At 39.5% G+C, this 24,988-nt stretch carries 21 protein-coding genes and 1 pseudogene; 16 read left to right on the top strand and 6 right to left on the bottom strand.

Going from position 1 to position 24,988, the window contains the following annotated elements; genetic code table 11:
* Positions 1-69 precede the first annotated feature (69 nt).
* The 7 genes from D9K81_RS02065 to D9K81_RS02100 all read left to right on the top strand — a co-directional run bounded on the left by D9K81_RS02065 (position 70) and on the right by D9K81_RS02100 (position 10,142).
* The gene (locus tag D9K81_RS02065; RefSeq protein ID WP_120373884.1) at positions 70-1,725 is read left to right on the top strand and encodes a long-chain-fatty-acid--CoA ligase; all 1,656 of its coding nucleotides are present in this window, start codon (positions 70-72) and stop codon (positions 1,723-1,725) included.
* Positions 1,722-3,512: an acyl-CoA dehydrogenase gene (locus D9K81_RS02070; protein WP_120373883.1), complete on the top strand. Its 1,791-nt coding sequence runs from the start codon at positions 1,722-1,724 to the stop codon at positions 3,510-3,512. The genes D9K81_RS02065 and D9K81_RS02070 overlap by 4 nt, the downstream gene beginning before the upstream one ends.
* 3 nt (positions 3,513-3,515) lie before the next feature.
* Positions 3,516-3,920 carry a PaaI family thioesterase gene (locus tag D9K81_RS02075; protein WP_120373882.1) on the top strand — a complete coding sequence of 135 codons (405 nt, stop codon included), beginning with the start codon at positions 3,516-3,518 and terminating at the stop codon, positions 3,918-3,920.
* A 216-nt stretch (positions 3,921-4,136) separates the two neighbouring features.
* Positions 4,137-5,399: an OprD family outer membrane porin gene (locus D9K81_RS02080; RefSeq protein ID WP_120373881.1), complete on the top strand. Its 1,263-nt coding sequence runs from the start codon at positions 4,137-4,139 to the stop codon at positions 5,397-5,399.
* 342 nt (positions 5,400-5,741) lie between these two features.
* The gene (locus D9K81_RS02085; protein ID WP_120373880.1) at positions 5,742-7,862 is read left to right on the top strand and encodes a TonB-dependent receptor; all 2,121 of its coding nucleotides are present in this window, start codon (positions 5,742-5,744) and stop codon (positions 7,860-7,862) included.
* A 373-nt stretch (positions 7,863-8,235) separates the two neighbouring features.
* The gene (locus tag D9K81_RS02095) at positions 8,236-8,526 is read left to right on the top strand and encodes a hypothetical protein (RefSeq protein WP_120373878.1); all 291 of its coding nucleotides are present in this window, start codon (positions 8,236-8,238) and stop codon (positions 8,524-8,526) included.
* 5 nt (positions 8,527-8,531) lie between these two features.
* Positions 8,532-10,142 carry a PepSY-associated TM helix domain-containing protein gene (locus tag D9K81_RS02100; protein WP_120373877.1) on the top strand — a complete coding sequence of 537 codons (1,611 nt, stop codon included), beginning with the start codon at positions 8,532-8,534 and terminating at the stop codon, positions 10,140-10,142.
* Between the two features lie 647 nt (positions 10,143-10,789).
* Here the strand turns inward: D9K81_RS02100 and D9K81_RS18370 are convergent.
* Positions 10,790-11,191 (bottom strand): annotated as a pseudogene (locus D9K81_RS18370) (guanosine-3',5'-bis(diphosphate) 3'-pyrophosphohydrolase); the annotation flags it as partial.
* Positions 11,192-11,996: 805 nt separating this feature from the next.
* Positions 11,997-12,191, bottom strand: a complete 195-nt coding sequence (locus D9K81_RS02110) for a hypothetical protein (protein ID WP_120373875.1) — start codon at positions 12,189-12,191, stop codon at positions 11,997-11,999.
* A gap of 568 nt (positions 12,192-12,759) precedes the next feature.
* Between D9K81_RS02110 and sbmA the strand changes: the two genes are divergently transcribed.
* From sbmA to D9K81_RS02135, 5 genes are all read left to right on the top strand, one after another.
* Positions 12,760-13,956 (top strand): peptide antibiotic transporter SbmA, encoded by a 1,197-nt coding sequence (gene sbmA / locus D9K81_RS02115; protein ID WP_120373874.1) that lies wholly within the window; start codon positions 12,760-12,762, stop codon positions 13,954-13,956.
* A gap of 312 nt (positions 13,957-14,268) precedes the next feature.
* Positions 14,269-15,213: a hypothetical protein gene (locus D9K81_RS02120; protein ID WP_120373873.1), complete on the top strand. Its 945-nt coding sequence runs from the start codon at positions 14,269-14,271 to the stop codon at positions 15,211-15,213.
* 146 nt (positions 15,214-15,359) lie between these two features.
* On the top strand, positions 15,360-15,815 hold the full coding sequence (locus tag D9K81_RS02125; protein WP_227601982.1) for a hypothetical protein: 456 nt from the start codon (positions 15,360-15,362) through the stop codon (positions 15,813-15,815).
* A 194-nt stretch (positions 15,816-16,009) separates the two neighbouring features.
* Entirely contained in the window at positions 16,010-16,351 is a 342-nt protein-coding gene (locus D9K81_RS02130) for a lysozyme inhibitor LprI family protein (protein ID WP_120373871.1), read from the top strand.
* A gap of 335 nt (positions 16,352-16,686) precedes the next feature.
* Positions 16,687-17,745, top strand: coding sequence for an RES family NAD+ phosphorylase (locus D9K81_RS02135; RefSeq protein ID WP_198488264.1), 1,059 nt, complete (start codon positions 16,687-16,689; stop codon positions 17,743-17,745).
* Between the two features lie 93 nt (positions 17,746-17,838).
* Here the strand turns inward: D9K81_RS02135 and D9K81_RS02140 are convergent, their stop codons facing one another.
* The 4 genes from D9K81_RS02140 to gatC form a co-directional block, all read right to left on the bottom strand.
* A complete protein-coding gene (locus tag D9K81_RS02140) occupies positions 17,839-18,480 on the bottom strand; it encodes a hypothetical protein (RefSeq protein ID WP_121523099.1) in 642 nt (213 codons plus the stop codon).
* A gap of 87 nt (positions 18,481-18,567) precedes the next feature.
* Positions 18,568-20,043 (bottom strand): Asp-tRNA(Asn)/Glu-tRNA(Gln) amidotransferase subunit GatB, encoded by a 1,476-nt coding sequence (gatB, locus tag D9K81_RS02145; RefSeq protein ID WP_120373869.1) that lies wholly within the window; start codon positions 20,041-20,043, stop codon positions 18,568-18,570.
* Positions 20,043-21,521, bottom strand: coding sequence for an Asp-tRNA(Asn)/Glu-tRNA(Gln) amidotransferase subunit GatA (gene gatA / locus D9K81_RS02150; RefSeq protein WP_120373868.1), 1,479 nt, complete (start codon positions 21,519-21,521; stop codon positions 20,043-20,045). Before gatA ends, gatB begins: the two co-directional genes overlap by 1 nt.
* Positions 21,522-21,573: 52 nt before the next feature.
* Complete coding sequence (gene gatC / locus D9K81_RS02155) at positions 21,574-21,888, bottom strand: Asp-tRNA(Asn)/Glu-tRNA(Gln) amidotransferase subunit GatC (protein WP_120373867.1); 315 nt, start codon at positions 21,886-21,888, stop codon at positions 21,574-21,576.
* Positions 21,889-22,021: 133 nt separating this feature from the next.
* On the opposite strand from gatC, the gene D9K81_RS02160 reads away from it, so the two are divergent.
* From D9K81_RS02160 to D9K81_RS02175, 4 genes are read left to right on the top strand one after another with little or no spacing between them, the layout of a single operon-like run.
* Positions 22,022-23,068 carry a rod shape-determining protein gene (locus D9K81_RS02160; RefSeq protein WP_106984553.1) on the top strand — a complete coding sequence of 349 codons (1,047 nt, stop codon included), beginning with the start codon at positions 22,022-22,024 and terminating at the stop codon, positions 23,066-23,068.
* 16 nt (positions 23,069-23,084) lie between these two features.
* The gene (gene mreC, locus D9K81_RS02165) at positions 23,085-23,942 is read left to right on the top strand and encodes a rod shape-determining protein MreC (protein WP_120373866.1); all 858 of its coding nucleotides are present in this window, start codon (positions 23,085-23,087) and stop codon (positions 23,940-23,942) included.
* Entirely contained in the window at positions 23,929-24,420 is a 492-nt protein-coding gene (gene mreD / locus D9K81_RS02170) for a rod shape-determining protein MreD (RefSeq protein WP_120373865.1), read from the top strand. Before mreC ends, mreD begins: the two co-directional genes overlap by 14 nt.
* Positions 24,408-24,974: a Maf-like protein gene (locus D9K81_RS02175; protein WP_120373864.1), complete on the top strand. Its 567-nt coding sequence runs from the start codon at positions 24,408-24,410 to the stop codon at positions 24,972-24,974. The genes mreD and D9K81_RS02175 overlap by 13 nt, the downstream gene beginning before the upstream one ends.
* Positions 24,975-24,988: the final 14 nt, after the last annotated feature.

The raw sequence follows: 24,988 nt of genomic DNA on the forward strand, positions 1-24,988 counted from the left end.
CATTGAACGCAAAAATATAAATTTGGTGACCCAGTTGGGAACATGACTGGGCACTCAGAGGGTAAAACAATGAGCACATTACATTTTCAACACTGGCCACGTCATCTTTCTAAAAATTTGTCGTACCCACAGACGGGTTTGTATGAGCATTTGGCAACCAATGCACAGCGTTATCCGAATAAAATTGCCGTGAACTATTATGGTAGTCAAGTTGACTATGCCACGCTCAATGAGCGCGTGAATAAATTTGCAGGTTATTTACAGCAACAAGCCCATGTAAAAGCGGGTGACCGTGTTGTGATTAGCATGCAAAACAGCGTGTCATTCATTATTGCGTATTATGCAATTCTGCGTTGTGACGCTGTGGTTGTACCTGTGAATCCAATGAATAAAGCATTGGAGTTGGAATGGTATGTAGCGGATACAGAATCTAAAGTTGCAGTGATTGGTTCAGAGCTGGTTGGTGAGTTTGAAACATTATTGGGCAAAACCTGTTTAGAAAAAATCATTGCGGCACGTTATGGCGATGATATTTTCACTCCGACTCAATTTGTTATTCCTGAAACGGTGGTTCAAGCACCTGTAGTGACTGAAACCGAATCTGTCACGGATATGCAGGCAGCTTTACAACATCCTGCAATTGAAACAGAAGCAACACGCGCAGGCGAAGACCTAGCTGTAATTTTGTATACATCAGGCACAACAGCACATCCGAAAGGTTGCATGCTGAGCCATCGTGCATTGGTTGCGCAGATTTTAACTCAGATTAATTGGAGTCCATGGAACAACACTGCAAAAGTATTGTCAGTGACTCCGTTCTTCCATGTGACCGGCATGATTAATGCCATGTGCTTGCCGATTTGGCTAGGCGCAACTTCATTTTTAATGACCCGTTGGGATCGCTTATGTGCTGCACAAGTGGTGGATATGCATGGCTTAACCCATTGGTGCTGTATTCCAACGATGGTGGTTGATTTGTTGGCCATGCCTGATGTGAATAAATTTAATTTTAAATCATTCACGCATGTTTATGGTGGTGGTACGGGTATGCCACATGCTATTGCCCAAGACTTTGAAACCTTAACTGGCATCGAATTTATTGAAGGTTGGGGCATGACCGAAATGGCAGCGGGTGTACATTTGAACCCGTATGGCCGAGGCAAGCGCCAATGTTTGGGCGTACCCCTCTTTGATGTAGATACTCGCATTATTGATCCAGAAACTGGCAAAGAGCTAGATGTTCGTCAAAACGGTGAAATTATTTCGACTAGCCCATGTTTATTTAGTGGTTACTGGAAAAATCCAGAAGCGACAGAAGCTTCATTTATCGAACATGACGGCAAGCGTTTCTTTAAAACAGGCGATGTCGGCTATTTCGATGAAGAAGGCTACTTCTTTATGGCGGACCGTTTAAAACGCATGATCAATGTATCTGGTTACAAAGTTTGGCCATCAGAAGTTGAAAGCATTTTGTACCAAAACGCCAAAGTTTTAGAAAACTGCATTATTCCCTGCAATAAAAATGACCGTGGCGAAACTGTAAAAGCGATTGTGGTGTTAAAAGCCGATCAAATGATGACGGAAGATGAATTAAGACAGTGGTGCCGAGAAAATATGTCGGCCTACAAAGTGCCAAAAGTAGTGGAGTTCACTAATGAGCTCCCTAAAACGGCAAGCGGAAAAATTAACTGGCGTTTACTGCAAGACAAGGAAATGAGCGCATGAATAGCTACAAAGCCCCTTTAAATGATCTCAGCTTTATTTTTAATCATTTATTAGATCAAGAGCAATTGGCTCAGCTTCCGGGTTTAGAAGACTTAGGCGTAGATCTGTATGAATCCATCTTAGACGAAGCAGGTAAATTTGCCACCAATGTGCTTGATCCGATTAATGCCAGCGGTGACCGTGAAGGTTTAAAAATTGCTGATGGTGTGGTGACGACACCCAAAGGTTTTAAAGAAGCGTATGCGCAGTACACACAAGCAGGCTGGAATAATATTTCACTAGAGCCAGAATTTGGTGGACAAGGCTTACCTTATATTTTATCGACTGCGGTCAATGAAATTATGATGTCTGCGAACAAATCTTTTGTGATGTGTTCGGGTTTGACCATTGGTGCAATTGAAGCGATTAGCCATGCGGGTTCTGATGAACTGAAGCAAAAATATTTACCTAAACTGGTTTCAGGTGAATGGGGCGGTACCATGAACCTCACTGAGCCAAGTGCGGGTTCAGATGTTGGGGCACTCAAAACCAAAGCAATTGATCAAGGTGATGGTACATACCGTATTAGCGGTCAAAAAATCTTTATTACCTTTGGCGAGCATGATTTTACCGACAACATCATTCATTTGGTGCTTGCACGTCTACCAGATGCACCAGAAGGTGTACGCGGTATCTCTTTGTTCCTTGTACCAAAGTTTTTAGTGAATGATGATGGCTCATTGGGTGAGCGTAATGATGTGCGCTGTGTATCAATTGAACACAAATTGGGTATTCATGCCAGCCCAACCTGTGTGATGGCTTATGGCGACAATGAAGGTGCTCTAGGCTACCTCGTCGGTGAGCAAAATAAGGGTTTAATGGCGATGTTCGTGATGATGAACATGGCGCGTTTAACCGTAGGTATGGAAGGTGTTGCTTTAACAGAACGTTCTTACCAAGCGTCTTTAGATTATGCACGTGAGCGTGTACAAGGTGTCGATGTAGAAACAGGTCAATCTGTTGCCATTATTGAACATGCAGATGTACGTCGTCAGTTATTGAGCATGAAATCCAATGTTGAAGCGATGCGTGCTTTGTCATTATTCATTGCGCAATCACAAGACATTAGCTTCCGTCATACCGATGCAGAGGTGCGTAAACACAATCAAGGGTTGGTGGATTTACTAATTCCTGTGTTTAAAGCTTGGGCAACAGAAACTGCACTTAAAACCACCACCACAGGTATTCAAGTACATGGCGGTCTTGGTTTTATTGAAGAAACAGGCGTGGCGCAGTATTTACGTGATGCAGTCATTAGCGTGATTTATGAAGGCACAACGGCTATTCAAGCTGCGGACTTGGTCGGTCGTAAAGTGGTGAAAGATCAAGGCAAAAACTTAAATGTTTTAATCGGCTTGATGAAAGATACCTTGGCAAAAGTACAAGCCAATCCAGAGCTTGCTGATATTGCCAAAGAATTTGCAGTGGCGATTGATATTTTGTCTGAAAATAGCCAGCAGATTGCAGCTCAATTTCTTCAGTCAACTAAACAAGCCTTATCTGTGTCGGTTCCGTATTTAATGCTGGTAGGCAATGTTGTAGGTGCATGGCAATTGGCACAAAGTGCAGTCAAAGCATCTGAACTGCTTGCCACTGGTGACACTAATATCAACTTCTTAAAAGGCAAAATTCAAACAGCACACTTCTACCACAGCATGGTATTACCAGAAACTCATGGTTTGGCCTATAGCGTGCAACATGCAGGTACTGCTGTAACAGCATTTGATAATGCTTACTTCGGTGAATAAACCATGAGTTTTGATATTCAAGATTTCTTAGACCATCTGCAAGCTCCGCCAATTCATACATTTTTGGGTGGAAAGGTTGAGCATGTAGAGCATGAACCAGTTTGGAAAGCGCGTATAAGCTACCAACCACGTGCTGAATTTGCCAACCCGATGGGGCATGTGCAAGGCGGTATGATCTGTTCAATGTTGGACGATGCCATGGGGCTATTTGCCATTATTGCCCAAGAAGGTCAACCCTCTGCAACCGTCACCATGAATGTTTCATTTTTACGCCCATGCAATATCGCAGCTGTAGATGTTGAAGTGTACTTCGTACGCCAAGGCCGCAAAATTTCGAATATTGAAAGTGTGGCTTATCAAAATGGTAAAGAAGTGGCTAAAGCCAGTGCGGCATTTACCATCGTGTAATTAAGTTTTGGAATATCCATCACAGATGGGTATTCCATTTTCAGGCATCAGGATGATGTTTTTATTCGGGTTATATGGAGAGTTCAATGAAAGATTATAACGCACGCTAATGCATTGCCGAGAGGCAATTTAAATTTTACACCACTCATTTTTATTACTTTTTCTATTGTTGATACATCAATGGAATAGGGATTTTTTTGTCTAAGGGAAACGACAATGAAAAGATTTGCACTATCGGCTCTATGCATAGCCACGATATTACCAAGTTTATGTTTTGCTGATTTTGTTCAGGATAGATCTGTCACATTAACAGCACGTAACTTTTACCTAGACCGTAACTTTACAGAGCCAGGCGCGGCATCACCGGCTGCCAAGCAGTGGGTGCAAGGTTTTATTTTAAATGCCAAATCGGGTTTTACTGAAGGAACAGTGGGTTTTGGTGTCGATCTATATGCAGGTACAGGAATTAACTTGTGGGGTAATAAAGAATATGCTCCAGGTGTTGTAGGGCTTTCGCCACTCAAAGACAATGGCGATCCTGTAGATACATGGTCAGAAGCAAGCTTAACAGCCAAGGCAAAAATTTCTGAAACCGAAGTTAAAGTGGGCACTCTACAGCCACTTAATCCAGTGATTGTGGGTTCACCAGCGCGCTTACTGCCACAGCAATACCGTGGTGTGGCAGTCGAATCTAAAGATGTAGACAACATTAAAATTGAAGCGGGTTACGTGAATCGAGTCAATCATCGTAACTCCACAGATTGGGAAAAAATTCGCTTGTCTGGCGCCAATATGAAGTACAAGTCAGTTGAAACCGATGGTTTGTATTATGTAGGGGGCTATTATTATTTACGCCCTGAAACGACATTTGCTTTATATACGGCAAATTTAGTCGATGTTTATGATCAATATACCTTTTGGGTGCGCAACACACATCACTTCAATGAGCGAGTAAATGTATTCACCGATTTTCGTTATTTCCGTACAGTGGAATCAGGTGCAGAACTCGCAGGCGAGGTCGATAGCCATCATGGCAATATGGTTTTGGCTTTAGGCGTAGATAATCATAAATTTACCACGGGTTATATTCATAACTCAGGCGATACCGGTTTTCCATATTTAAGTGGTGGTGAGGCCAATACCTATATTGATGCATGGGCGACCGACTTTTTAAACCCAAATGAAAAAGCATGGTCTGTCCGTTATGACTATGATTTTAAAAATCAAATACCAGGTTTAAAGCTCATGACACGTTATACCAAAGGAACGGATATTAAGCTTGAAAACTTAAAGCCAGGTGAAGTCTTGAACGAACGTAAATATGGGGTTGAGCTGAGTTATCAATTACAAAGTACCAAGTTAAAGGGCTTATTCATTCGTCTACGTCATGAAGACTATAAAAATGATTTTGGTCCAAAAGCGACATTCCAGCCAGCGAAAGAGCAGCGTGTGAATATTGACTATACGTGGAAGTTTTAATTGATTTGATCCATTTAGAAGAATTGATGCGTGCTTTGCGGGCGACTCAATTCTTCTGTTTTGGTGGGTTGAGCGATAAAGAATAAAAATATTTTTCTACTGATATGTACATATTTTTTATTTTAAAATTTTAATAAAATTAAAATAAAACAAATACATATTGATTTTTTATATAGCGCTTTAGATTTAACTTAAGCATGCTTTAAAAAGCATAGTTTTGATCTATATAAATTTTTTTAAAAAGACATATTAAATAATAATATGAATGAGAATTATTATTATTATGATATAGTTTGGCCCTAAATTTATATAAATTCAATTTTCGACTAAGGGGTAGTGACTGTGGAACGTAAGATATTAATTTTAGCTTTACTTTCTTGTCCGTGTTTTGTAGTGGCTGCAGAGGCTGAAAATTTCTCATTGCCTACAATTGTAGTGAAGGCAGATTCACAAGAAACCGATGTCACGGGTAAGTTAAAAAGAAAAGCGACGCTCAATATTTTGGGTGAAAAAGACGTTTTAGATACGCCATTTACCATTCGTAACTACAGTCAACAAGCGATTGAAGATGCACATGCACATACCATTATGGATGTGTTGAAAATTGACCCGAGTATTCGTACTACAACCAATAGTGGTCATTTAAACGAAAACTTTAATATTCGTGGTTTCAATGTTAACTGGGATGACCTTAACTTAAATGGCGCTTATGGTATGGCACCATCAGGTCGAGTATCGACAGACATTCTAGGCTCAGTCACTGTGCTAAAAGGCCCGAATGCTTTAGTTGCTGGTATGGCGCCTGGGGGCAGTGTGGGCGGTGTTATTATTGCCAATACTAAGCGTGCAGATAAAGAATTGACACGTGTGACTGCCAACTTTGAAGAAGAAGGGTTTTATAAATCAGGTTTTGATGTTGCACGCCGATTTGGTCAAGATCAGGAATTTGGTGCACGTTTAAGTGCCAATTATGGTCAGGGTGAGCATGTTGTCGATGGTTTAGAAGATGAAACAGTTTCTGCTGTTTTAGGTCTTGATTGGACAACTGATAAAGCCAAAGTTAATTTTGACGCTTATTCTACAAAAGATAAACGTGAAGGCGGCTCACCTGCGATGGTCTCATTTGCAAGTGGAGTTCCTGTACTTGATGCACCAGATGGTCGAACAAATCTTTTCCCTAAATTATTTGGTAATCAGTCTGCAACGCATGTTGGAGTTTCTGGGGAATATAAATTATTAGATAATCTAAAAGTGATTGCAGGCGTAGGAACGACTGAACAAAAGTATCAAGGGCATTTATTTGGAACACGTGTGATTGTAAGTAATGAGCAAGGTGATGTTAAAAATGCTCAGTATTTTCACGTGAAAATGAATCAGCGCAATACCGCCGCAAATTTAGGATTAGAAGGTGCATTTAATACGGGATCGGTTCAGCATGTTGTTGGCTTAAGAGCAGATTACCTGCATAGAGATACAAAACAGCATGATGCTGCAAATTCAACTAAATTTGACACCAACTTGTACAATCCAAGTCAGTCAGGAGCTATGCCTGTTAATGCACCTGAAATGTTCAATCTTGCGGATAATACTTTCACTAGCTACTCTCTAACGGATCAAATTTCATTATTAGATGAAAAGTTGCAATTCATTTTGGGTTTACGTTATCAAGATGTGGACGTAAAGAATCCATTTAAAAATACTGAATACAAGTCCGATAAAGTTTCTCCAAGCTTAGGCGTTGTAGTTAAACCTTGGGGTGAAGATATTTCTTTATATGCAAGTTATGTCGAAGGTCTTTCTCAAGGCAGTACAGTTAACAGCACTATTGATGCAAATAATGGTAAAACTTTTGCACCTTTCGAAACTAAACAATATGAAGTTGGCGCCAAATATCAACATGGTTCATGGCTACACACTTTAGCCGCTTATCAAATTGAGAAGCCAAGTACACTAACTTCTCCATATTCTGATCCAAGTAATTCAACCATCACTCAGATTACAACTGATGGCGCTGAAACAAAATCGAAAGGCGTGGAATATGGCTTCTCAGGTAATGTGACAGATGACGTGATTATTTGGGGTAACCTTGCCTATATTGATGTTAAATATACCAAAAATACGACGGCAAATATTGTTGGTAAAACAGTTGAAGGGCAGCCTGAGTTTACAGCGGGTCTGGGTGTTGAATATAAACTTCCTGTGGATGGTTTAAGTATCAATGCACGTGGTAATTATGTTGATAATCAATATCTAAATAATACCAATACCCTAGAGTTGCCAGACTATGCCTTGCTTGATGTCGGCGCAAAATACAAAACCAATATTGGCGGTGTAGACACGACTTTCCGTGCCAATGTGGACAATGTGACCAATGAAAAATATTGGGCTGGTGTATTTAACAGCGGATACACAACTATTGGTTCAGGCCGTACCTATAAGCTTGGCGTAAGTTTCGACTTCTAATTTAGACCTTTAGCATTCATCAAAACTGTAGTGAGACAGCCACCCCAAAAGGCTGTCTCATTTCTATATCAGCGAATGCTGTTTTGACATCATTAGATATCTCGATTGGGATAATTATCCGTGAAAATCTTTGCTATCACTCTTTGTTTGATCGGTTGCTTGCTTTTTTATTTTAGTCATCGTCATCAAAACTTATTCAAGCAGACGCTGAGCAAGCGCTATTCTTATGTGGGAATCTGCTTCATCGTTATTTCCCTGCTTGTACTGTTTCTGTCTGTTCCTAAACTGGTTGCCGTATATATGTGGCTCATGACTATGCTCGTGGCATGGACATTCATTCCTTTTGTTGTTTTATTTAAGAAAAATATTCCAGATGAAAAAGCAAATTCAACACGAAATTCAGCCTGACTGGTGGTCGAAAAGCTTTGCTGGCTGGATTTTAGGCTTAAGTCTATCAGTTGCGCTTGCCTCTTTTATCACCATGTGGGGAGTGAATCATTTAGATAAATCCTTAGCGCCACAAGTAGGCATGTGGTCTGTGCCTTGGCTGTATTTGCCTTTGGTTTTTATTGCATATTTTATTCCCAAAGGCTGGCAAGCAGTTTTGATCTATAGCGTATTCAATTGTATTGCTTATGGCATTTTATTGGGCATTCGAGGGTAAGCATTGTGAAAGTCCGTACCGATATTATCCGTCATGCCAAAGAGCTACATACTTGGGTTGGCATTACATCTGGCATTTTATTATTCATCTGCTTTTTTGCGGGTGGACTCAGCATGTTTCAACATGATCTGAGTAAATGGGCAACTCCGAGTCAACAAAGTTTAAGCTCAATTCCTAGTACACAATACAATGACTTAGTACAAAAAGTACAAGCGGAATATCCTGAAACACTGAAAAGTTTTCAGTTAAATTTGGATTCTAAAGAATTCCATTATGCCCCTATGCAGTGGAAAGCTCCCATCGAAAAAAAAGCTGAAGAGGGAGTTGATTTACATCAAAATGCAATGCTTGCCACGCTCAATAGCGAGGGTACTTTACACGTTGAACAAGAAAATTTGTCTAAATTGGGTTGGCTCATTGAGCAATTACATGAAACGGCAGGTATTCCTGGTTCATTAGGCCATCACACCTTGGGTGTGTATGTCATGGGCATTGTGTCGGTTTTATACTTTTTAGCCTTAATGACTGGTCTGATTGTATTATTGCCAACGCTAGTGAAAGACTATTTTGCTATTCGCGCAGGTAAAAATAAAAAGCGCTTTTGGTTAGATGCGCATAATGTCGTGGGTATTACCAGCTTACCTTTTCATATTTTAATTTGCGTTACAGTCATTTCATTTGCCTTCCATGATGTTATTTATGACGCAATTGGAGGCTTAGTATCCAAAGATAAACCTCTATCTGTACGCCCACCTGCGATGAAAGTGGTTGAGCCTGTCGAGCCTTTAAATGTAGAAAAAATCTTTGTGAATATTCAGCGCCAAGCTCCTGAGTATCAAATTAGTTCCATTAGTTTTAACAACTTGGATAAACCTGAAAAAGCCTCGGCACGTGTCAATTTATATAGCTCAGAGCAAATGCTACGCGGTGATCGCTTTGATGTGATGATGTTTAATCCATATCAAACCCAACCGTATAAAACCAATAATTTAAATACGCATGCAACACCGATGGATCAAGTCATCCGTTCGATGTTTAGTTTACATTTTGGTAATTATGGGGGGGATTTAACCCGTTGGCTGTATTTTGTTCTGGGTATCGGTGGTGCATTTTTATTTTATTCAGGCAATATTTTATGGATTGAATCGCGAATTAAACGGCAAAAAAATCCACAACTTGCACCTGTAGCACAGCGTAAAGATGTGCGGTTTATTGCAAATTTAAGCATTGGGACATGTTTGGGCTGTGTATTGGCTGTGGCTGTAAGTATGGCGGTTGGTCGATGGGGAAGTCTAGCCAATCTTGGCTTAGAAAGTATGAATCACGTGCTGGTATATAGTTATTATTTCATCTTTATCGTGTGTGTAATTTACAGCTTTATAGTTGGCGTCGCAAAAGCCTTACCTCAATTACTGTTGGGGATTGCCGTTGTACTTATCTTGCTTGCTCCAGTTAGCTTAGTCATTAGCCTGATTACGTCTACTCCTATGAATTTATGGTGGATTGATTTGATGGCATTGTTGTTTGCATTCGCATTTTTACGCTTTTATCAACAAGCCAAGGTGCGACAGCGCAATGCGGAGGCGGGCAGTATTTGGTCTAAAACCGCCTTATAGTGAAGTCACGCGCTTGCGGATTTGAACGTGAGCGCGAAATGTACAATTTGGAACTTTGTGTGTAACACTACGCAGATGTATTTTTTCATAATCCCTTTTCAGATTGCTTTTGATATTTATGCTTGTATATGCAATAGCATCAAATTGATTTGAAAGGGATTGTGTTGATAATTTAAGTGCTTATTTTCATGTGCCTGTGTATAGCACTTAATTTAAAATTTACCATGCTTTGGTTATTTGGTTATTTGGTTATTTGGTTATTTGGTTATTTGGTTATTTGGTTATTTGGTTTATGATTTAAAAATAGCCAGCTGAAATTGCTCAAACATTTGCTTAAATAATGCTTGGCTACTAGTATCAGCAAATTGATCATCAAAAAATACATGGTCTGTGCAAGTAATTAAGGCTAAAAAATAAGACAGTTTAGCCACTTGATGATGGCGCTTACACCAGCTTAAATACCCAGAAGCATCTTCAAATAAAATCCACCATTCTTGTGCAGGGTACGGCACGGCCTGATCGAACATTAAATTCAACAGATATTGATAATTACTGGCCCGTGTAGAATAGCTAAAAGTAGGGTAGTTCTGATCGACATTCAGCGCCTGAATCAAAGAATAAATTTGATCTGCTTCCTCAAGCTGCATCTTGACGATGCGGTACTGCGCTAGTCGTTTTAGATCTTTACTATGAATGGTTTTTAAACGCGATAAGTCCATGTTGTCTGCTAGATCAGCCAGCTTTACTTTGCAGGCTAAGGCATTTTGTTTGGTTCTTTGTACGGCCGTAAAGCGGTTTTCATGGGGCTGTTTCGTCACAGCAAGTAGTGCCTGTAAAATTTCTGGCTCAAAGCCCAAGTCAATTAAGTCAGCACTACGCACAGCAGTGTCTTCTAATAAGTCATGCATGATCGCGACAGTTTTGGCCTTTGTCCCTTCAACGTGGTGCATCACTCGCATGGGATGTTCAATGTAGGGTTGGCCAGCTTTATCGACTTGAGTCGCATGGTGTTGTTTTGCCAGTGCAATGGCGAGTTCTAAACTAGAAATTTCATCACCCCTCTAAATAAAATTTTAAAAAATGAGTCATTTATTTGAAATATGCTGATCAGTTGGTTTTTTTCTAAAATGCACTACGAAATAATATATTGTTGCTAGCAAGAGCTTGCTTTATATGCATATTTTAACAGGGTAGAAATGTTTTTATAGTGCTAAACGACATAGTTTGACGTTCCTGATGTTTGATTTTAAAAAGCTAGAAATATACCTATCACAGTTAGAATATTACTGAAAAGTCTTTTAATTTTAAATGCATTCATCGTCGCGTGGGATCTGTAAATTTGCATCGAGCTTTAGCTTTAAATACCAATGGCAATGTATCAGTTACTGATGAAATTCTTTTCCCGATTTTGGTCGGTAGATAAATTTCTAATTCATTTATTGATGAAAAATATAATTGTATAAAATACAAACAGATTTATATGACTGTTAGATTGAGCATATTTACAGAATAAGGTGTTGCTAAATGAATATGCATATATTGATTGCACATTAAATCAAGCTTTTGATATATAGGCAGAAAATATATAGAGCACCATAAACTCAATGCATATTAAGATGCATTAGAAAAATGATAACAGCTTGAACAATTTGAATATAAGTTTGATGTGAAGCTAAAGTTATTCAATCGTCAATCTAACGGAATATATTGACGATAGCTGTGGTTAAGAAATTGAGTGAAGCAAGAGAGCAGTTTTGTAAGAGTACTGAATGTTTGTAAAAAATGAATGCTGTACCTAAAAGTGGAATGAGCTTTGGGGGAAGCTCAGCAAAGATACAGCAATACAGTTCTGCTTTAGATTTCACGCCAGATGGTATTTTGATCTTTCATCGAAATCGTAAAGTTAAAATTAGAGTCATCACAAACCAATAGACCTTCAGGTGTATGCATCAGTACTTTAAGGACAGTACCTGATTCAAAGATCATGGGATTACAGTTTTCTTTTTTAAGCGTCACAGGCTTAAGCAATTCAATGATAAGGTTTTCCATATATATACCTCCCCGAGTGGTGTTGTATTTTTAATCAGCATAGCATAATTTTTATTATTTAACCATTTTTGTAAATATTGAGCGATAGTTCAATAAAATAAAAAATTCATAATAAGTTGGTCATGCTTTAATACATAAATGTGATCATCATTAAGGTATATTTTAAATAGTGATTTTATAAAATATTTCTTTGAATTGAATATTTGTCTCTAATTTTTTAGCCGGTTAAAATAATTTATGAGGGTTGATAAAATAATCAAATTTTTATCTTTTCGGTTGAGTTTATTTATACATTTTTTAAGAAAACAATGGCTTGAGCGTCAAAAAGAAAAGGTAAATTGAACTATGCTTAGAAAAAATATCACGTTTATGTTGAAATTGAGAGATGATCATCAGTATGAATACTTTATAGGCATACGTTGAGAATAAAATCCTACTGAGCTGAAAACAGACTTAAATTTTACAAACAAATCATCAAAATACTGAAATTATCATAATAAAAAATTGATTTAAGCTTTATGATCAGCCCCTATGCTAAGAGCAATAATAAAAGGAACTGTATTCGGTTATGTTTAAGTCTTTTTTTCCAAATCCAAAATGGTTTTTTGGATCGCTTATTCTGTGGTTTGTGATTAATTTATCCCTGTGGTACAGCGGTGGAGAAAGTTGGGGGAGCTATTTAGGCTTTGCTGAAGGTTATGCCACGGCCGAGCTTCCCATTGGTGTAAGTCGCTTTTGGTCGCCATCATTTTTATGGTTCTATTTATGGTTTTTTGTTGCCAGTGCACTGTTTGCATTGTTTTGGAAATGGAAATCCAATAACCCGTGGCAAGCATGGTCTGTATGGGGCTCGGCCTTCATTTTGTTTAACATCTGGTTTGGTGTGCAAGTGAGTGTTGTGGTAAATGCATGGTATAACCCATTTTATGACCTCATTCAAAAAATGCTCAGTAGCGGTGGAGGTGATGTTAATCAACTCTATACTGGTGTATTGACCTTTTTATATGTGGCGATGGTGTATGTCACCACTGCGGTCTTTAATATGTTCTTTGTGAGCCATTATGTGTTCCGCTGGCGTACAGCTATGAATGACTATTACACTGCGCATTGGGAACAGTTACGTCATATTGAAGGTGCATCACAGCGTATTCAGGAAGATACCATGCGCTTTGCCAAAACTATGGAAAGTTTAGGCGTGAGTTTGGTTGAAGCACTTATGACACTATTAGCCTTTTTGCCTGTGTTATTTAGTTTATCTTCGCATGTAAAGGCATTACCTATCGTTGGTGAAATCCCTCATGCTTTGGTATGGGCGGCGATCTCTTGGGCTGTATTGGGCACAGTCATTTTAATGTTGGTGGGGTATAAACTGCCTGGGCTGGAATTTAATAATCAGAAAGTGGAAGCTGCTTATCGTAAAGAATTGGTCTATGGCGAAGACTATGAAAACCGTGCTGATCCACAAACGCTTAAAGCGTTATTTAGCAAAGTCCGTTTTAATTATTTTAGACTGTATTTTCATTATGCCTATTTTAATTTAGTGCGTATTTGGTATATGCAACTGGATAATTTGTACGGTATTTTTGTACTGTTCCCAAGTATTGCAGCAGGTGCCATTACTTTAGGTTTAATGATGCAGATTGTTAACGTTTTTGGAAAAGTTCGAGAATCTTTCCAATACTTAATTGCTTCGTGGCCAACAATTATTGAGTTATTGTCCATTTATAAGCGTTTAAAAGCATTTGAATCGACACTGGATGAATAAACTCAACTGAATTTTAGCCTGCACTTTGCAGGCTTTTTTAGGATTGGCTAATTTGTATAGGCCTAAATAGTTTATAAAAATGACTGGTACAGCAGAAACGGCTAAGCAGGATAAGTGAAGTTTTATACGTTCTTCGACATTTTTATAGAAGCGTTAGCCAAGTCATTTTTAAACTAAAAAGCGTCAGTTGTATCGCTATTTTGAACTAAAAACACCACAGTGTTCATGTAATAATAACTTTAAAAACAATTGCTTATAATTGAATTTTCATATCGTTTCGTATAAATTTAGCTTTCCATCATCATTGAGTAGATGGCTGTGAAAGCTAGAGCTTTGGTATTGATTGGCAGTGCAACTTTGCTACTGCATGGCTGTGCAACGATGAATTCTTTGGGCACAGACCCGATAACGCGTTATACATCTGCAGAGCAATTGATTACAGAAAATCGTTTAAACGACCAAGACTATGTATATGCATGGGGGCGTGCCAATCAGCAGGCAGAGCCACAATCACTTATACCGCGCGCGCAGCTAGCGAAATACTGTCATGCCAAAGGTGGACATTTTACTTTATTGCATAAAAGTAATTTGGCTTATATTAAAAATAGTAAAACTAAAGCGAGCCTAGCTAGTGAGCCGAATGTGAAGCAGGCAATTGGTGCATATCAATGTAAACAAACCAATAGCTGGATTGTATCGATTGAACCTACGGCAGACATACGCTCAGCACAATATGCAGATGCACGCGCCATTCGTTTAAATGTACAACTGATGAGTGCCAATGAAGCTAAACAATTTTATAAAAATAGTGCTTCGAGTGTAGTAAATACTAAAAAATCGACATCAGTTGCATCCAAAGTATCACCTACAAAAGCATCATTAGCAAAAGAACAAAAAGACGTGATTGAAAAAAAAGAGTCACCTATAGCAGAACCTATGCAAGCTACACGCGTTGAAAGTTCGCAGCAACAGCAGATGAAGCTGTATGTTTCTGCGCGTCGTGATATTAATAGTGGTAAAAATTTAAACAATGCCTGTAATAATGCTCAATTGGCTTATAACTATGGCAAGCAACAAGGTACGGACGGCACGCGTATTTATACCGAGTCTGGCATGTTGGTAGCACGTTGTTTAACCAGTATTTCGAGTTATAACTCACGCTTCCCTAATGCCAAAGGGCAAGCGAAACGTGTATTACAAAACCTTGCCACAAATTATAACCATGCAGGTGCCAAGCACATGCTGAGTCAAATGTAAGTCTCTTAGTTTAAATATTTACAAGAGTAATAACAGCCTCGTTATGCCAATATGGTACAACTAGGCTGTTTTCGTTTTGGAGTAAGCACATGGCATTGGCGGTCAATCAACAAATTAAACGTTCGGGTTTCATCTATTCAGCTGTTATGGCATTCACCTTATTGGCTGGTGTGCAATCGGCTAACGCAGGGCCAACTGTGGACCAGCTTAGTCAGTGCTTAGTCAAGTCGACTACAGCAGCCGATAAAACAGCAGTATTGCAGTGGACCTTCGTGGCTTTGTCGGCACATCCTGAATTAAAAAAATTTAGTAACGTAAATGATGAGCAACGCACGCAGTTAGATAAAAACTTAGCGCAAACTTTGCAACGAATTTTAACTGAGCAATGTTCTACCCAAACGCAAGCCGTAATTAAAGCCGAAGGTTTTCAAGCTGTAGGAGAAAGTTTTCAGGAACTTGGTAGTATTACGGGTGAAGAAATTTTAAAAACGCCTGAAATAAAAGATCAGTTAAAAGGTGTAGTGCGTTATATCGATTTAAATAAAATCGTCACGACTTTTTTAACGCCTGAATTATTTAATAAATTGGGCGTAATTCGTTAAGTTCGATAGCTCAAAGCTGATTTGCTTGAATGCGTAATGAGCCACAGTATTTTGAAGTACATTTGAAATGCTGTGGCATTTAAATTTATATAAATGCTTTTAAGCTATAAATATTTAAAAAAAATTAAAAATCAGAGGGAATTGTGTTGAAGAAAATCATATTTTTGTTGCTATCTATTGTGGGTGCTAGCCAAATGGCACAGGCGAATGAGTCTAATTTAAGTAAGCAATTTAATGGCTGTATGGACAAAGCTGGTGGTGTGACAACGAGTATGGTTGAGTGCATAGTCGCAGAAACCAAATTGCAAGATGTCCGCTTGAATAAGGCTTATAAAAATTTGACGAATACTTTAGATACAACACGCAAAAAAGAGCTACAAAATACACAGCGCTTATGGATCAAGTATCGAGATGCAAACTGTAAGTTTTATTATGACCCTGATGGTGGTTCGATTGTACGGGTGACCAGTGCTGGCTGTTTCATGGATATGACAGCAGAACGGGCGGATGAGTTGGAGAATTTTTTAAAGTATTAGTTATTTGACCTCTCCCTAACCCTCACTTGCACTTCGTTTTAAAGCAGTGCTTTAAAACTCGCTCAGAAGAGGGAATATTCATTACAAAATTTATGACGGTATTAAGTTCGCAATGAAAGCGCCTTTTCCCTTTGGGATGAGTAACACTGTTACGCAAGGGGGGATGAGGGTTCTAGTCACGCATAAAAAAGACTTTGAAAGTTGGATACGTCCTAAGTGTTCGATCTTTATAATGATACGTAAATTTTAAATGAATATTTTTTGATATAAGTTATTGATCAATATGGATAGAGTGCATTTTAATGAGTTAAGTAATAGATTTAATGGTTTGTTCGATGAAAATTCAAAGTATTAGGCCAATAGCTTGTAGTGGTTGTTTTGAAAATTTTGGCCTTAGATTAGAAGCAGAAAAAATTGGTTTTTATTCAAAAAATATTTGTTCCTCATGTGGCTCAAAAGAATATCGAAAATTCAATGATATTTTGTTAGAGAGACTCGCATTTAATTTCTTTGTAAGGGGAACGATCCACAAAGTAGATTATGGTGCAGCTCCCTTAATTCAATTCAATCAATATCAAACTACAGGAGTGAAATTTGATAATGACTTAGATAAAGATATTAAGATATTTGAGCAAAAACTAGGAATAGGCTTTTTTGATTATGGTCCCCGTTTATGGATGGTGGGTGAAATAGAACCTCTTAAGCAAATGCAATTATTTAATGGAGAAGAGAAGGAGGTTTTCCAAAGAATTATTGAAGAATATCCGACAGTTTTTTTATCAGAGGAAGAAATTCTTTATAGAGTTCGAAAAAATCCAGAAGAAAATCCGACAATTACTGATTTTGATTCCCCACCGTTACAATATCTTGGTAATGGAAGATTAGATAATAAAGAAAATCCCATCTTTTATTGTTCAACTGATTTAGAACTGTGTTTGCATGAGTGTCGCGTTTCATCGGAAGATCAAATTTACGTTGGAATTTTTAAACCCTCTAAATTATTGAAGATGCTAGATTTAAGTGTAATTCTTGACGAGGACTGTACGGAGTTTGAAAGCTTAGACTTATCTGTTTTAATGTTATTTTTAGCAAGTCAACATGCTTATAAAATTTTGCAAAAGCTTTCAAGTTTTGTAAGAGAAAATGGTTTTGATGGGATTATTTATCCATCATATTTTAGTATGTTAAAAACGGGAAACATCCCGTTTGAGACAGTAATCGGTATAAGTAATAGACGAATTAAAGACTTTAAAACTTATGAGGCTCATAAAATCGTTCAAAGTATAGCTTTGTTTGGTTATCCATTACGTGATAATAAATTAGAAGTAATTAGCACTAATAAATTACACATTAATACGGTTAAGTACGATTTTACAATGGCTCCAATTTATTAAAAAAACCGCTCTAAAGCAGGTTTTCTTTTAAAGAAAGATCAGTTTAACCAATCAATTTCTTCATCAATTCATTTTCTTATATAGATAAAGCTTCTATGAAGCTTTATCTATATAAGAATCACTTGGTAATTGGTGTTCGGTGTTATCTATCTTGTCTATATTGTTAATAATTTTAAAAAATTTATCAGCTTCTTCTAGATTTAGTGTTTTATCCAAAAGTTGAACGCTTAAAATGATTGTAGATAATGCACCTAAACTTCTTAGAACAAGATGTAAACTATTGCCTACTTCTGTTCCGTATAAAACATAGATATATGACATCAAAGGGATGATTGAAAAATAATATAGATTTCTACGCTGCATTAATTTTTTGATAGTTGGTTTGAATACCCAGTTTTCCTCATCAATACTTATATACTTATGTCCGAAATGAAAAGCATCAATTACTTTTTGAAAGTCAGCTTTCCTATTCTCATGCAACTCAATAAAGTGATTAGCTAAGTTTGCATTGATAAACATTGATCGTGTAAGTGTATGTGTAGCTTTATCTCTAACTAGAAGTGGAATCGTAGAATCTCTATTCTTATAATAATTTTCAAAATATTCTTTATAGAAATTCAACTCATCTCGAAACTTTTTACGTTTTTGTTCACTAATCTCATGTAAAATTTTAGGTATAGAAAAAATTGCAACAATGATGGCAATAACTGAAGCAATCGGGTTGAGATATTCCATTTGTTATTATTCAAATAATTATGATTTCTTAGTATATAAAAAAGCCCCGATAAATCGAGGCTTTTTTAATCAAATTAATGGTTTAAATCAACCAATCAATTTCTTCATCAATTCATTCACTTGTGCAGGGTTAGCTTTACCTTTGGCTGCTTTCATCACTTGACCAACAAGACCGTTAAAAGCTTTCTCTTTACCAGATTTATATTCTTCAACCATCTTCTCGTTGGCAGCAAGTACGTCTTTAATAATCGCTTCAATTGCGCCTGTATCAGTTTCCTGTTTCAAGCCTTTTTCCGCAATAATTTCGTCTGCAGTTTTTCCTTCATCCCACATAAAGCCAAATACTTGCTTCGCAATCTTACCGTTAATGGTGTTGTCCACAATACGCGCGATCATGCCACCAAGTTTTTCAGCCGATACAGGAGAGTCATGAAGCTCTAAGCCCGCTTTGTTTAAAGCACCAGAGAATTCACCCATTACCCAGTTTGCAGACACTTTACCTTGTGCAGCACCGCCAGCAGCCTTTACGACTTCTTCATAGAACTCAGACATTTCACGAGTCAGTGTAAGCACGTGAGCATCGTACTCAGTCACACCAAAGTCCGCGACAAAACGAGCACGACGTGCAGCAGGAAGCTCAGGAAGGGCAGCACGTGCTGCTTCAATTTGCGCATCTGCAATGATTACAGGCAACAAGTCAGGGTCTGGGAAGTAGCGGTAATCGTTCGCTTCTTCTTTTGAACGCATAGAACGCGTTTCCATCTTCACAGGATCGAACAAACGTGTTTCTTGGTCAATTGTGCCGTCCCAATCCAAGATTTCCATTTGACGTTCAATTTCAACATTGATCGCTTGCTCAATGAAACGGAATGAGTTGAGGTTTTTCAATTCACAACGTGTACCAAAAGGCTGACCCGGACGACGTAGTGACACGTTACAGTCCGCACGGAATGAACCTTCTGCCATGTTACCGTCAGAAATGCCTAACCAACGCACCAAAGTGTGAATCGCTTTAATATAAGCAACCGCTTCTTCAACAGAACGCATATCGGGTTCAGATACGATTTCAAGTAAAGGCGTACCCGCACGGTTTAAGTCAATGCCTGACATACCTTCGAATTGGTCATGAATCGATTTACCCGCATCTTCCTCAAGGTGAGCACGTGTCACGCCAATGCGTTTAACTGTGCCATCTTCAAGTTGGATGTCGATATGACCCAAGCCCACAATCGGGTTGTCCATTTGGCTGATTTGGTAGCCTTTTGGAGAGTCAGGGTAGAAATAGTTTTTACGTGCAAACACAGATGCTTGGTCAATGTACGCATCAATACCCAAACCAAAGCGAATCGCAAGATCAACCACTTCTTTGTTCAATACTGGCAATACGCCCGGCATCGCCAAATCAACAAGGCTGGCTTGTGTATTTGGGTCTTGACCAAAAGTCGTTGAAGAACCTGAGAAAATTTTAGTGTTAGTGGCAAGTTGAGTGTGAATCTCAATACCAATCACCACTTCCCAACCATCAATCAGGTTAGATTTAGGTTTCGCAGCATTTTTAGCCATTATGCGTTCTCCTCAGCAATTGCAGCGCGTTTTGTATGCCAATCCGTTGCTTGTTGGTACTGATGCACCACAGACAACAATTGCGATTCTGACCAATAGTTACCAATCAGCTGTAAGCCAACAGGCAAGTTGTCTTTGTCAAAACCAACAGGCGCGTTAATTGCAGGTAAGCCTGCTAAGTTCACCGCGATGGTGTAGATGTCACCCAAGTACATTTCAACTGGAGACAGGTTTGCACCAATCTTGTATGCAGTTGTTGGTGCAGCAGGGGCAGCAATCACATCAACAGATTCAAATGCTTTTAAGAAATCTTGTTGAATTAAACGACGTACTTTTTGTGCTTTTACATAGTATGCATCGTAATAACCCGCAGAAAGTGCGTATGTACCAATCAAAATACGTTGCTGTACTTCTTTACCAAAACCTTCTGAACGTGAACGTTTGTACAAGTCCATTAAGTCCACAGGGTTTTCACAGCGGTAGCCATAACGCACGCCGTCAAAACGCTGTAAGTTTGAAGATGCTTCAGCAGGGGCAATCAAATAATAGGTTGGAACATAGGCATCGGTCATGCTGAGATCAATCTCAACCAAAATTGCGCCCATTTCTTCCAATTTTTTAAGTGATTCTTCAACGCGTGCTTTTACATCAGCATCTAAGCCAGCAACATTAAAGTACTGTTTAGGAATACCAATGCGTAAACCTTTTACAGATGTGCCGTTTAGGTTTGCAACATAGTTGTCTACGTCTTTTTCAACCGAAGTTGAGTCTTTTGCGTCATGACCCGCCATCACGTTCATGAGGTACGCACAGTCTTCAGCAGAGCGCGCCATTGGGCCGCCTTGGTCTAAAGATGATGCATAGGCAATCATACCAAAACGAGATACACGGCCGTATGTTGGTTTAAGACCAGTCAAACCACAGAACGATGCAGGTTGACGAATTGAACCACCTGTATCTGTACCTGTTGCAAATGGTGCAAGATCAGCGGCGACTGCTGCTGCCGAACCACCTGATGAACCACCTGGTACATGGCTTAAGTTCCATGGGTTAGCCGTGGCGCCGTAGTACGAGTTCTCAGAGGTAGAACCCATGGCGAATTCGTCCATGTTCACTTTACCTAGAGTCACTAAGCCCGCAGCTTTACCTTTCGCTACAACGGTTGCGTCGTAAGGAGAGATAAAATTGTCCAGTATTTTAGAACCAGCAGTGGTCTTAATACCTTGGGTACAAAAAATGTCTTTGTGCGCAATAGGTACACCCGTCAAAGCGGATGCAGTACCTGCTTTAATTGCAGCATCAGCAGCATCGGCTTGTGCAAGTGCTTGTTCCGCAGTCACCGTTACGTATGACTTCACTTGAGCATCGATTTTTTCAATGCGTTTTAAATAATGTTCAGTCAATTCGCGTGAAGAAAATTTAGCACCCGCCAAACCTTCAGACAATTCACGAATTGATAAGCGATGTAAATCTGTCATAAGAAATATTTCTTTACGTTTAATTTGAAACAATGGTGTGTTTGGTCGGAAATCACTCAATCACGCGTGGTACAAGATACAAGCCTTCTTGCACATTTGGTGCAACTGCTTGATATTCATCGCGATGATTGCTTTCTGATACCACGTCTTGACGTAATGGTTGCGGATTGTCAAATGGGCTCTTTAATGGTTCAACACCATCAGTATTGATACCTTTTAAGGTGTCCATCATGCCTAAGATTTTATTTAAACTTTGAGCATATTCAGCAGATTGCGTGTCATCTAGCGACAATCGAGCCAGATGGGCAATCGATGAAACTGTTTGTGCATTGAGATCTGCAGAATGCTGTGCATCCGTTGTAGACATAACATTACCTAATCAGTATTAAAAAAATTCAAAATATAGGGCCTTATAATAAGCGATTGACTTGTTCAAATCATCACATTTAGTTAAAGTTGCCACCTTGCGTCCATATAAAAGTTTAACTGAGAACGTCCCCGTGATTCTAAAACGACTAATTGGCTTGTTTTCGCCTGATCTAGCCATTGATTTAGGTACTGCAAATACACTTATTTATGCGCCAGGACGAGGCATTATATTAAATGAACCCACGGTTGTGGCTATTCGTCACAGTGGTTCACAAAAAATCGTTGCCGCAGTAGGTCTTGACGCGAAACAAATGCTAGGTCGTACACCAGCCAACATCTCTGCTATCCGTCCAATGAAAGACGGTGTGATTGCAGATTTTGAAGTGACAGAAACCATGCTGAACCAATTTATTGGCAAAGTGCATGAAAAACGTCTATTCCCACCAGCGCCACGTGTTGTGGTTTGTGTGCCGTGCAAATCGACTTTGGTTGAGCGTCGTGCGATTCGTGAAGCCGTGTATAACGCGGGTGCACGTGATGTACGTTTAATTGAAGAACCAATGGCAGCTGCAATTGGTGCGGGTATGCCTGTAGAGCAAGCATGTGGCTCTATGGTGGTTGATGTTGGTGGTGGTACAACTGAAATTGCGATTATTTCGCTACAAGGTTGTGTGTATGCAGATTCACTGCGTATTGGTGGTGATGTATTTGATGAGCAAATCATTAACTACGTGCGTAAAGCGCATGGTTGTGTGATTGGTGAAACCACTGCTGAAAATATTAAAAAAGAAGTGGGTATGGCATTGCCTGATGAAGGCCAAAAACCTCTTGAGATTGAAGTTCGTGGCCGTAACTTGGCAGAGGGTGTACCTCGTGCGATTACTGTAACTTCTGATGAAGTGACTCAAGCGATTTCTGACCCATTACAAAGCATTGTTTCAGCAGTAAAATCTGCTTTAGAGCAAACGCCACCTGAGTTGTCTTCAGACATCGCAGAGCGTGGTATTGTGCTGACAGGTGGTGGTGCATTGCTCCGTAACCTAGACAAACTTCTTGCTAAAGAAACGGGCTTGCCTGTGGTGGTTGCTGAAGATCCTCTAACTTGTGTCACTCGTGGTGGTGGAAAAGTTCTAGATTTCTTTGATAATCCAAATCATGACATGTTATTTGTAGGCTAAGAAAAGGACTGGGCGGGTGCAAACTCAACTGTTTTCTAGACAACCGCCATCTTTTCGCTCATTTATCATTGCGGTGGTTACGTGCTTGGTGGTGCTATTTTTTGATTGGCGCATGCCACACGTAATTCAACCGGCCAGAGACGTCTTGTACGCGGCATATAACCCCATTTATGCCATGGCAAGCTATCCAGTGTTATCGCGAGAATGGCTCAACCAGCAAACCAAATCAGAAGCACAACTGCGCCGTGAAAATACGGCTATGCAGGCAGAGTTATTGCAGGCACAGGTTCGCTTGCAAAAGCTTTCTGAACTTTCTGCAGAAAATACACGCTTGCGTGGTTTACTCGATACACCGCTTATTATTGATGGGCGTATGGAGATTGCAGAAGTCATTGGCACAGATGCTGATCCGCTACGCCATATTATTGTGATTAACCGCGGTTCAACCAGTCAACTTCGTGTGGGCCAAACCGTGCTTGATGATAAAGGTGTGATGGGGCAAATTATCAATGTCTATCCGCATAGTAGCCGTGTCATGTTGTTGTCCGATAAAGAACATTCTTTATCTGTACGTCTTGAGCATACGGGGATGCGTGCGATTGTCACAGGTACAGGCGATTTAGGCCATTTAAAAATGGAATATGTGCCAACCAGTGCCAACATCAAAGTCGGTGAAAAAGTGTATAGCTCAGGTTTGGGTGCACATTTTCCAGCAGGCTATTTGGTGGGGACAGTGTCCAAAGTGAGCCGTCATAATTCTGGCGAGTTTGCTAAAATTGATGTGATTCCAGCTGCACAATTGGCAGGTGGACATCACGTTGTGGTTTTATTTTCAGATTCTTTAGCGATGGAGCAACCGAATGCTGATCGCTAAACAAAGTCCAAAAGTACATCGCGATCCTTTAATGCCGATTATTTTTTCGGTCATTTTGGGGTCGATCTTGATGGTATATCCCTTATCTTATGAGATCACGGGTTGGCGACCGCTATTCATGTTGCTGATCATGCTGTTTTGGGTATTGTGTCAACCGACATGGTGTGGCATTTGGTTCGCTTTTGGCACAGGTTTATTTACAGATTTACTCTTAGATGCGCCCTTAGGCATGAATGCATTAAGTTTTGTATTTATCGCCTTTCTTTCGCGATTCTTAACCCGTGAACGCCGTATACTGACCTTTAGCAATTTATGGATTATTAGTGCTTTAGCTATTGTGGCGCACTTAACCATTGTTTGGCTTACGCAGGTCATGAGTGGTGTTCATTTTTCATTTGCACGCCATTGGCAACCCTTACTGACCAGTATCTTGTTTTGGCCTGTTATTTATTATTTCCTACGTAAATGGCGCATTTAGTTCTTGCCTCAAGCTCGCCACGGCGCCGTGAATTGCTAACACAGCTCGGGCTTGAGTTCGATATTTTTAGTCCAGACATCGACGAGTCGGTTCATGCAAATGAACATGTTGCAGACTATGTAGAACGTCTGTCACGTCAAAAAGCAGAAGCAGTACAAGCTCATTTTCCCGATGCCGTGATTATAGCCGCTGATACCAGCTTAGGGGTGGACGGTATTATTTTAGGCAAACCTTCGTCTAAGCAACATGCCTTTGAAATGTGGCAACAAATTTCTGGCCGAACGCATGATGTGTATTCTGGTGTTTGCGTGCGTACAAAAGATAAAAATTACAGTATAGTAGTGCGTACACAGGTTGAATTTCAAACACTTACTGTGCAAGATATGGAATCTTATTGGGCAACTGGTGAGCCCGTTGGTAAGGCGGGAGCCTACGCCATACAGGGAATAGCTGCGCGCTATATTCCCCGCATTGAAGGAAGTTATTCTAACGTTGTTGGCTTACCTTTACACGAGACAGTACAGTTATTAAAGACAGTTAAGGTACTAAATTAACTGCAATACAGAAT

Source organism: Acinetobacter chengduensis, assembly GCF_003664645.1.
GTDB lineage: Bacteria > Pseudomonadota > Gammaproteobacteria > Pseudomonadales > Moraxellaceae > Acinetobacter > Acinetobacter chengduensis.

What these genes read in the sequence shown, in the direction of transcription:
- D9K81_RS02065 (WP_120373884.1), top strand. Translation starts at nt 70, where the DNA reads ATGAGCACATTACATTTTCAACACTGGCCACGTCATCTTTCTAAAAAT.
- D9K81_RS02070 (WP_120373883.1), top strand. Translation starts at nt 1,722, where the DNA reads ATGAATAGCTACAAAGCCCCTTTAAATGATCTCAGCTTTATTTTTAAT.
- D9K81_RS02075 (WP_120373882.1), top strand. Translation starts at nt 3,516, where the DNA reads ATGAGTTTTGATATTCAAGATTTCTTAGACCATCTGCAAGCTCCGCCA.
- D9K81_RS02080 (WP_120373881.1), top strand. Translation starts at nt 4,137, where the DNA reads ATGAAAAGATTTGCACTATCGGCTCTATGCATAGCCACGATATTACCA.
- D9K81_RS02095 (WP_120373878.1), top strand. Translation starts at nt 8,236, where the DNA reads ATGAAAAAGCAAATTCAACACGAAATTCAGCCTGACTGGTGGTCGAAA.
- D9K81_RS02110 (WP_120373875.1), bottom strand. Translation starts at nt 12,191, where the DNA reads ATGGAAAACCTTATCATTGAATTGCTTAAGCCTGTGACGCTTAAAAAA.
- sbmA (WP_120373874.1), top strand. Translation starts at nt 12,760, where the DNA reads ATGTTTAAGTCTTTTTTTCCAAATCCAAAATGGTTTTTTGGATCGCTT.
- D9K81_RS02120 (WP_120373873.1), top strand. Translation starts at nt 14,269, where the DNA reads ATGGCTGTGAAAGCTAGAGCTTTGGTATTGATTGGCAGTGCAACTTTG.
- D9K81_RS02125 (WP_227601982.1), top strand. Translation starts at nt 15,360, where the DNA reads ATGGCATTCACCTTATTGGCTGGTGTGCAATCGGCTAACGCAGGGCCA.
- D9K81_RS02130 (WP_120373871.1), top strand. Translation starts at nt 16,010, where the DNA reads ATGGCACAGGCGAATGAGTCTAATTTAAGTAAGCAATTTAATGGCTGT.
- D9K81_RS02135 (WP_198488264.1), top strand. Translation starts at nt 16,687, where the DNA reads ATGAAAATTCAAAGTATTAGGCCAATAGCTTGTAGTGGTTGTTTTGAA.
- D9K81_RS02140 (WP_121523099.1), bottom strand. Translation starts at nt 18,480, where the DNA reads ATGGAATATCTCAACCCGATTGCTTCAGTTATTGCCATCATTGTTGCA.
- gatB (WP_120373869.1), bottom strand. Translation starts at nt 20,043, where the DNA reads ATGGCTAAAAATGCTGCGAAACCTAAATCTAACCTGATTGATGGTTGG.
- gatA (WP_120373868.1), bottom strand. Translation starts at nt 21,521, where the DNA reads ATGACAGATTTACATCGCTTATCAATTCGTGAATTGTCTGAAGGTTTG.
- gatC (WP_120373867.1), bottom strand. Translation starts at nt 21,888, where the DNA reads ATGTCTACAACGGATGCACAGCATTCTGCAGATCTCAATGCACAAACA.
- mreD (WP_120373865.1), top strand. Translation starts at nt 23,929, where the DNA reads ATGCTGATCGCTAAACAAAGTCCAAAAGTACATCGCGATCCTTTAATG.
- D9K81_RS02175 (WP_120373864.1), top strand. Translation starts at nt 24,408, where the DNA reads ATGGCGCATTTAGTTCTTGCCTCAAGCTCGCCACGGCGCCGTGAATTG.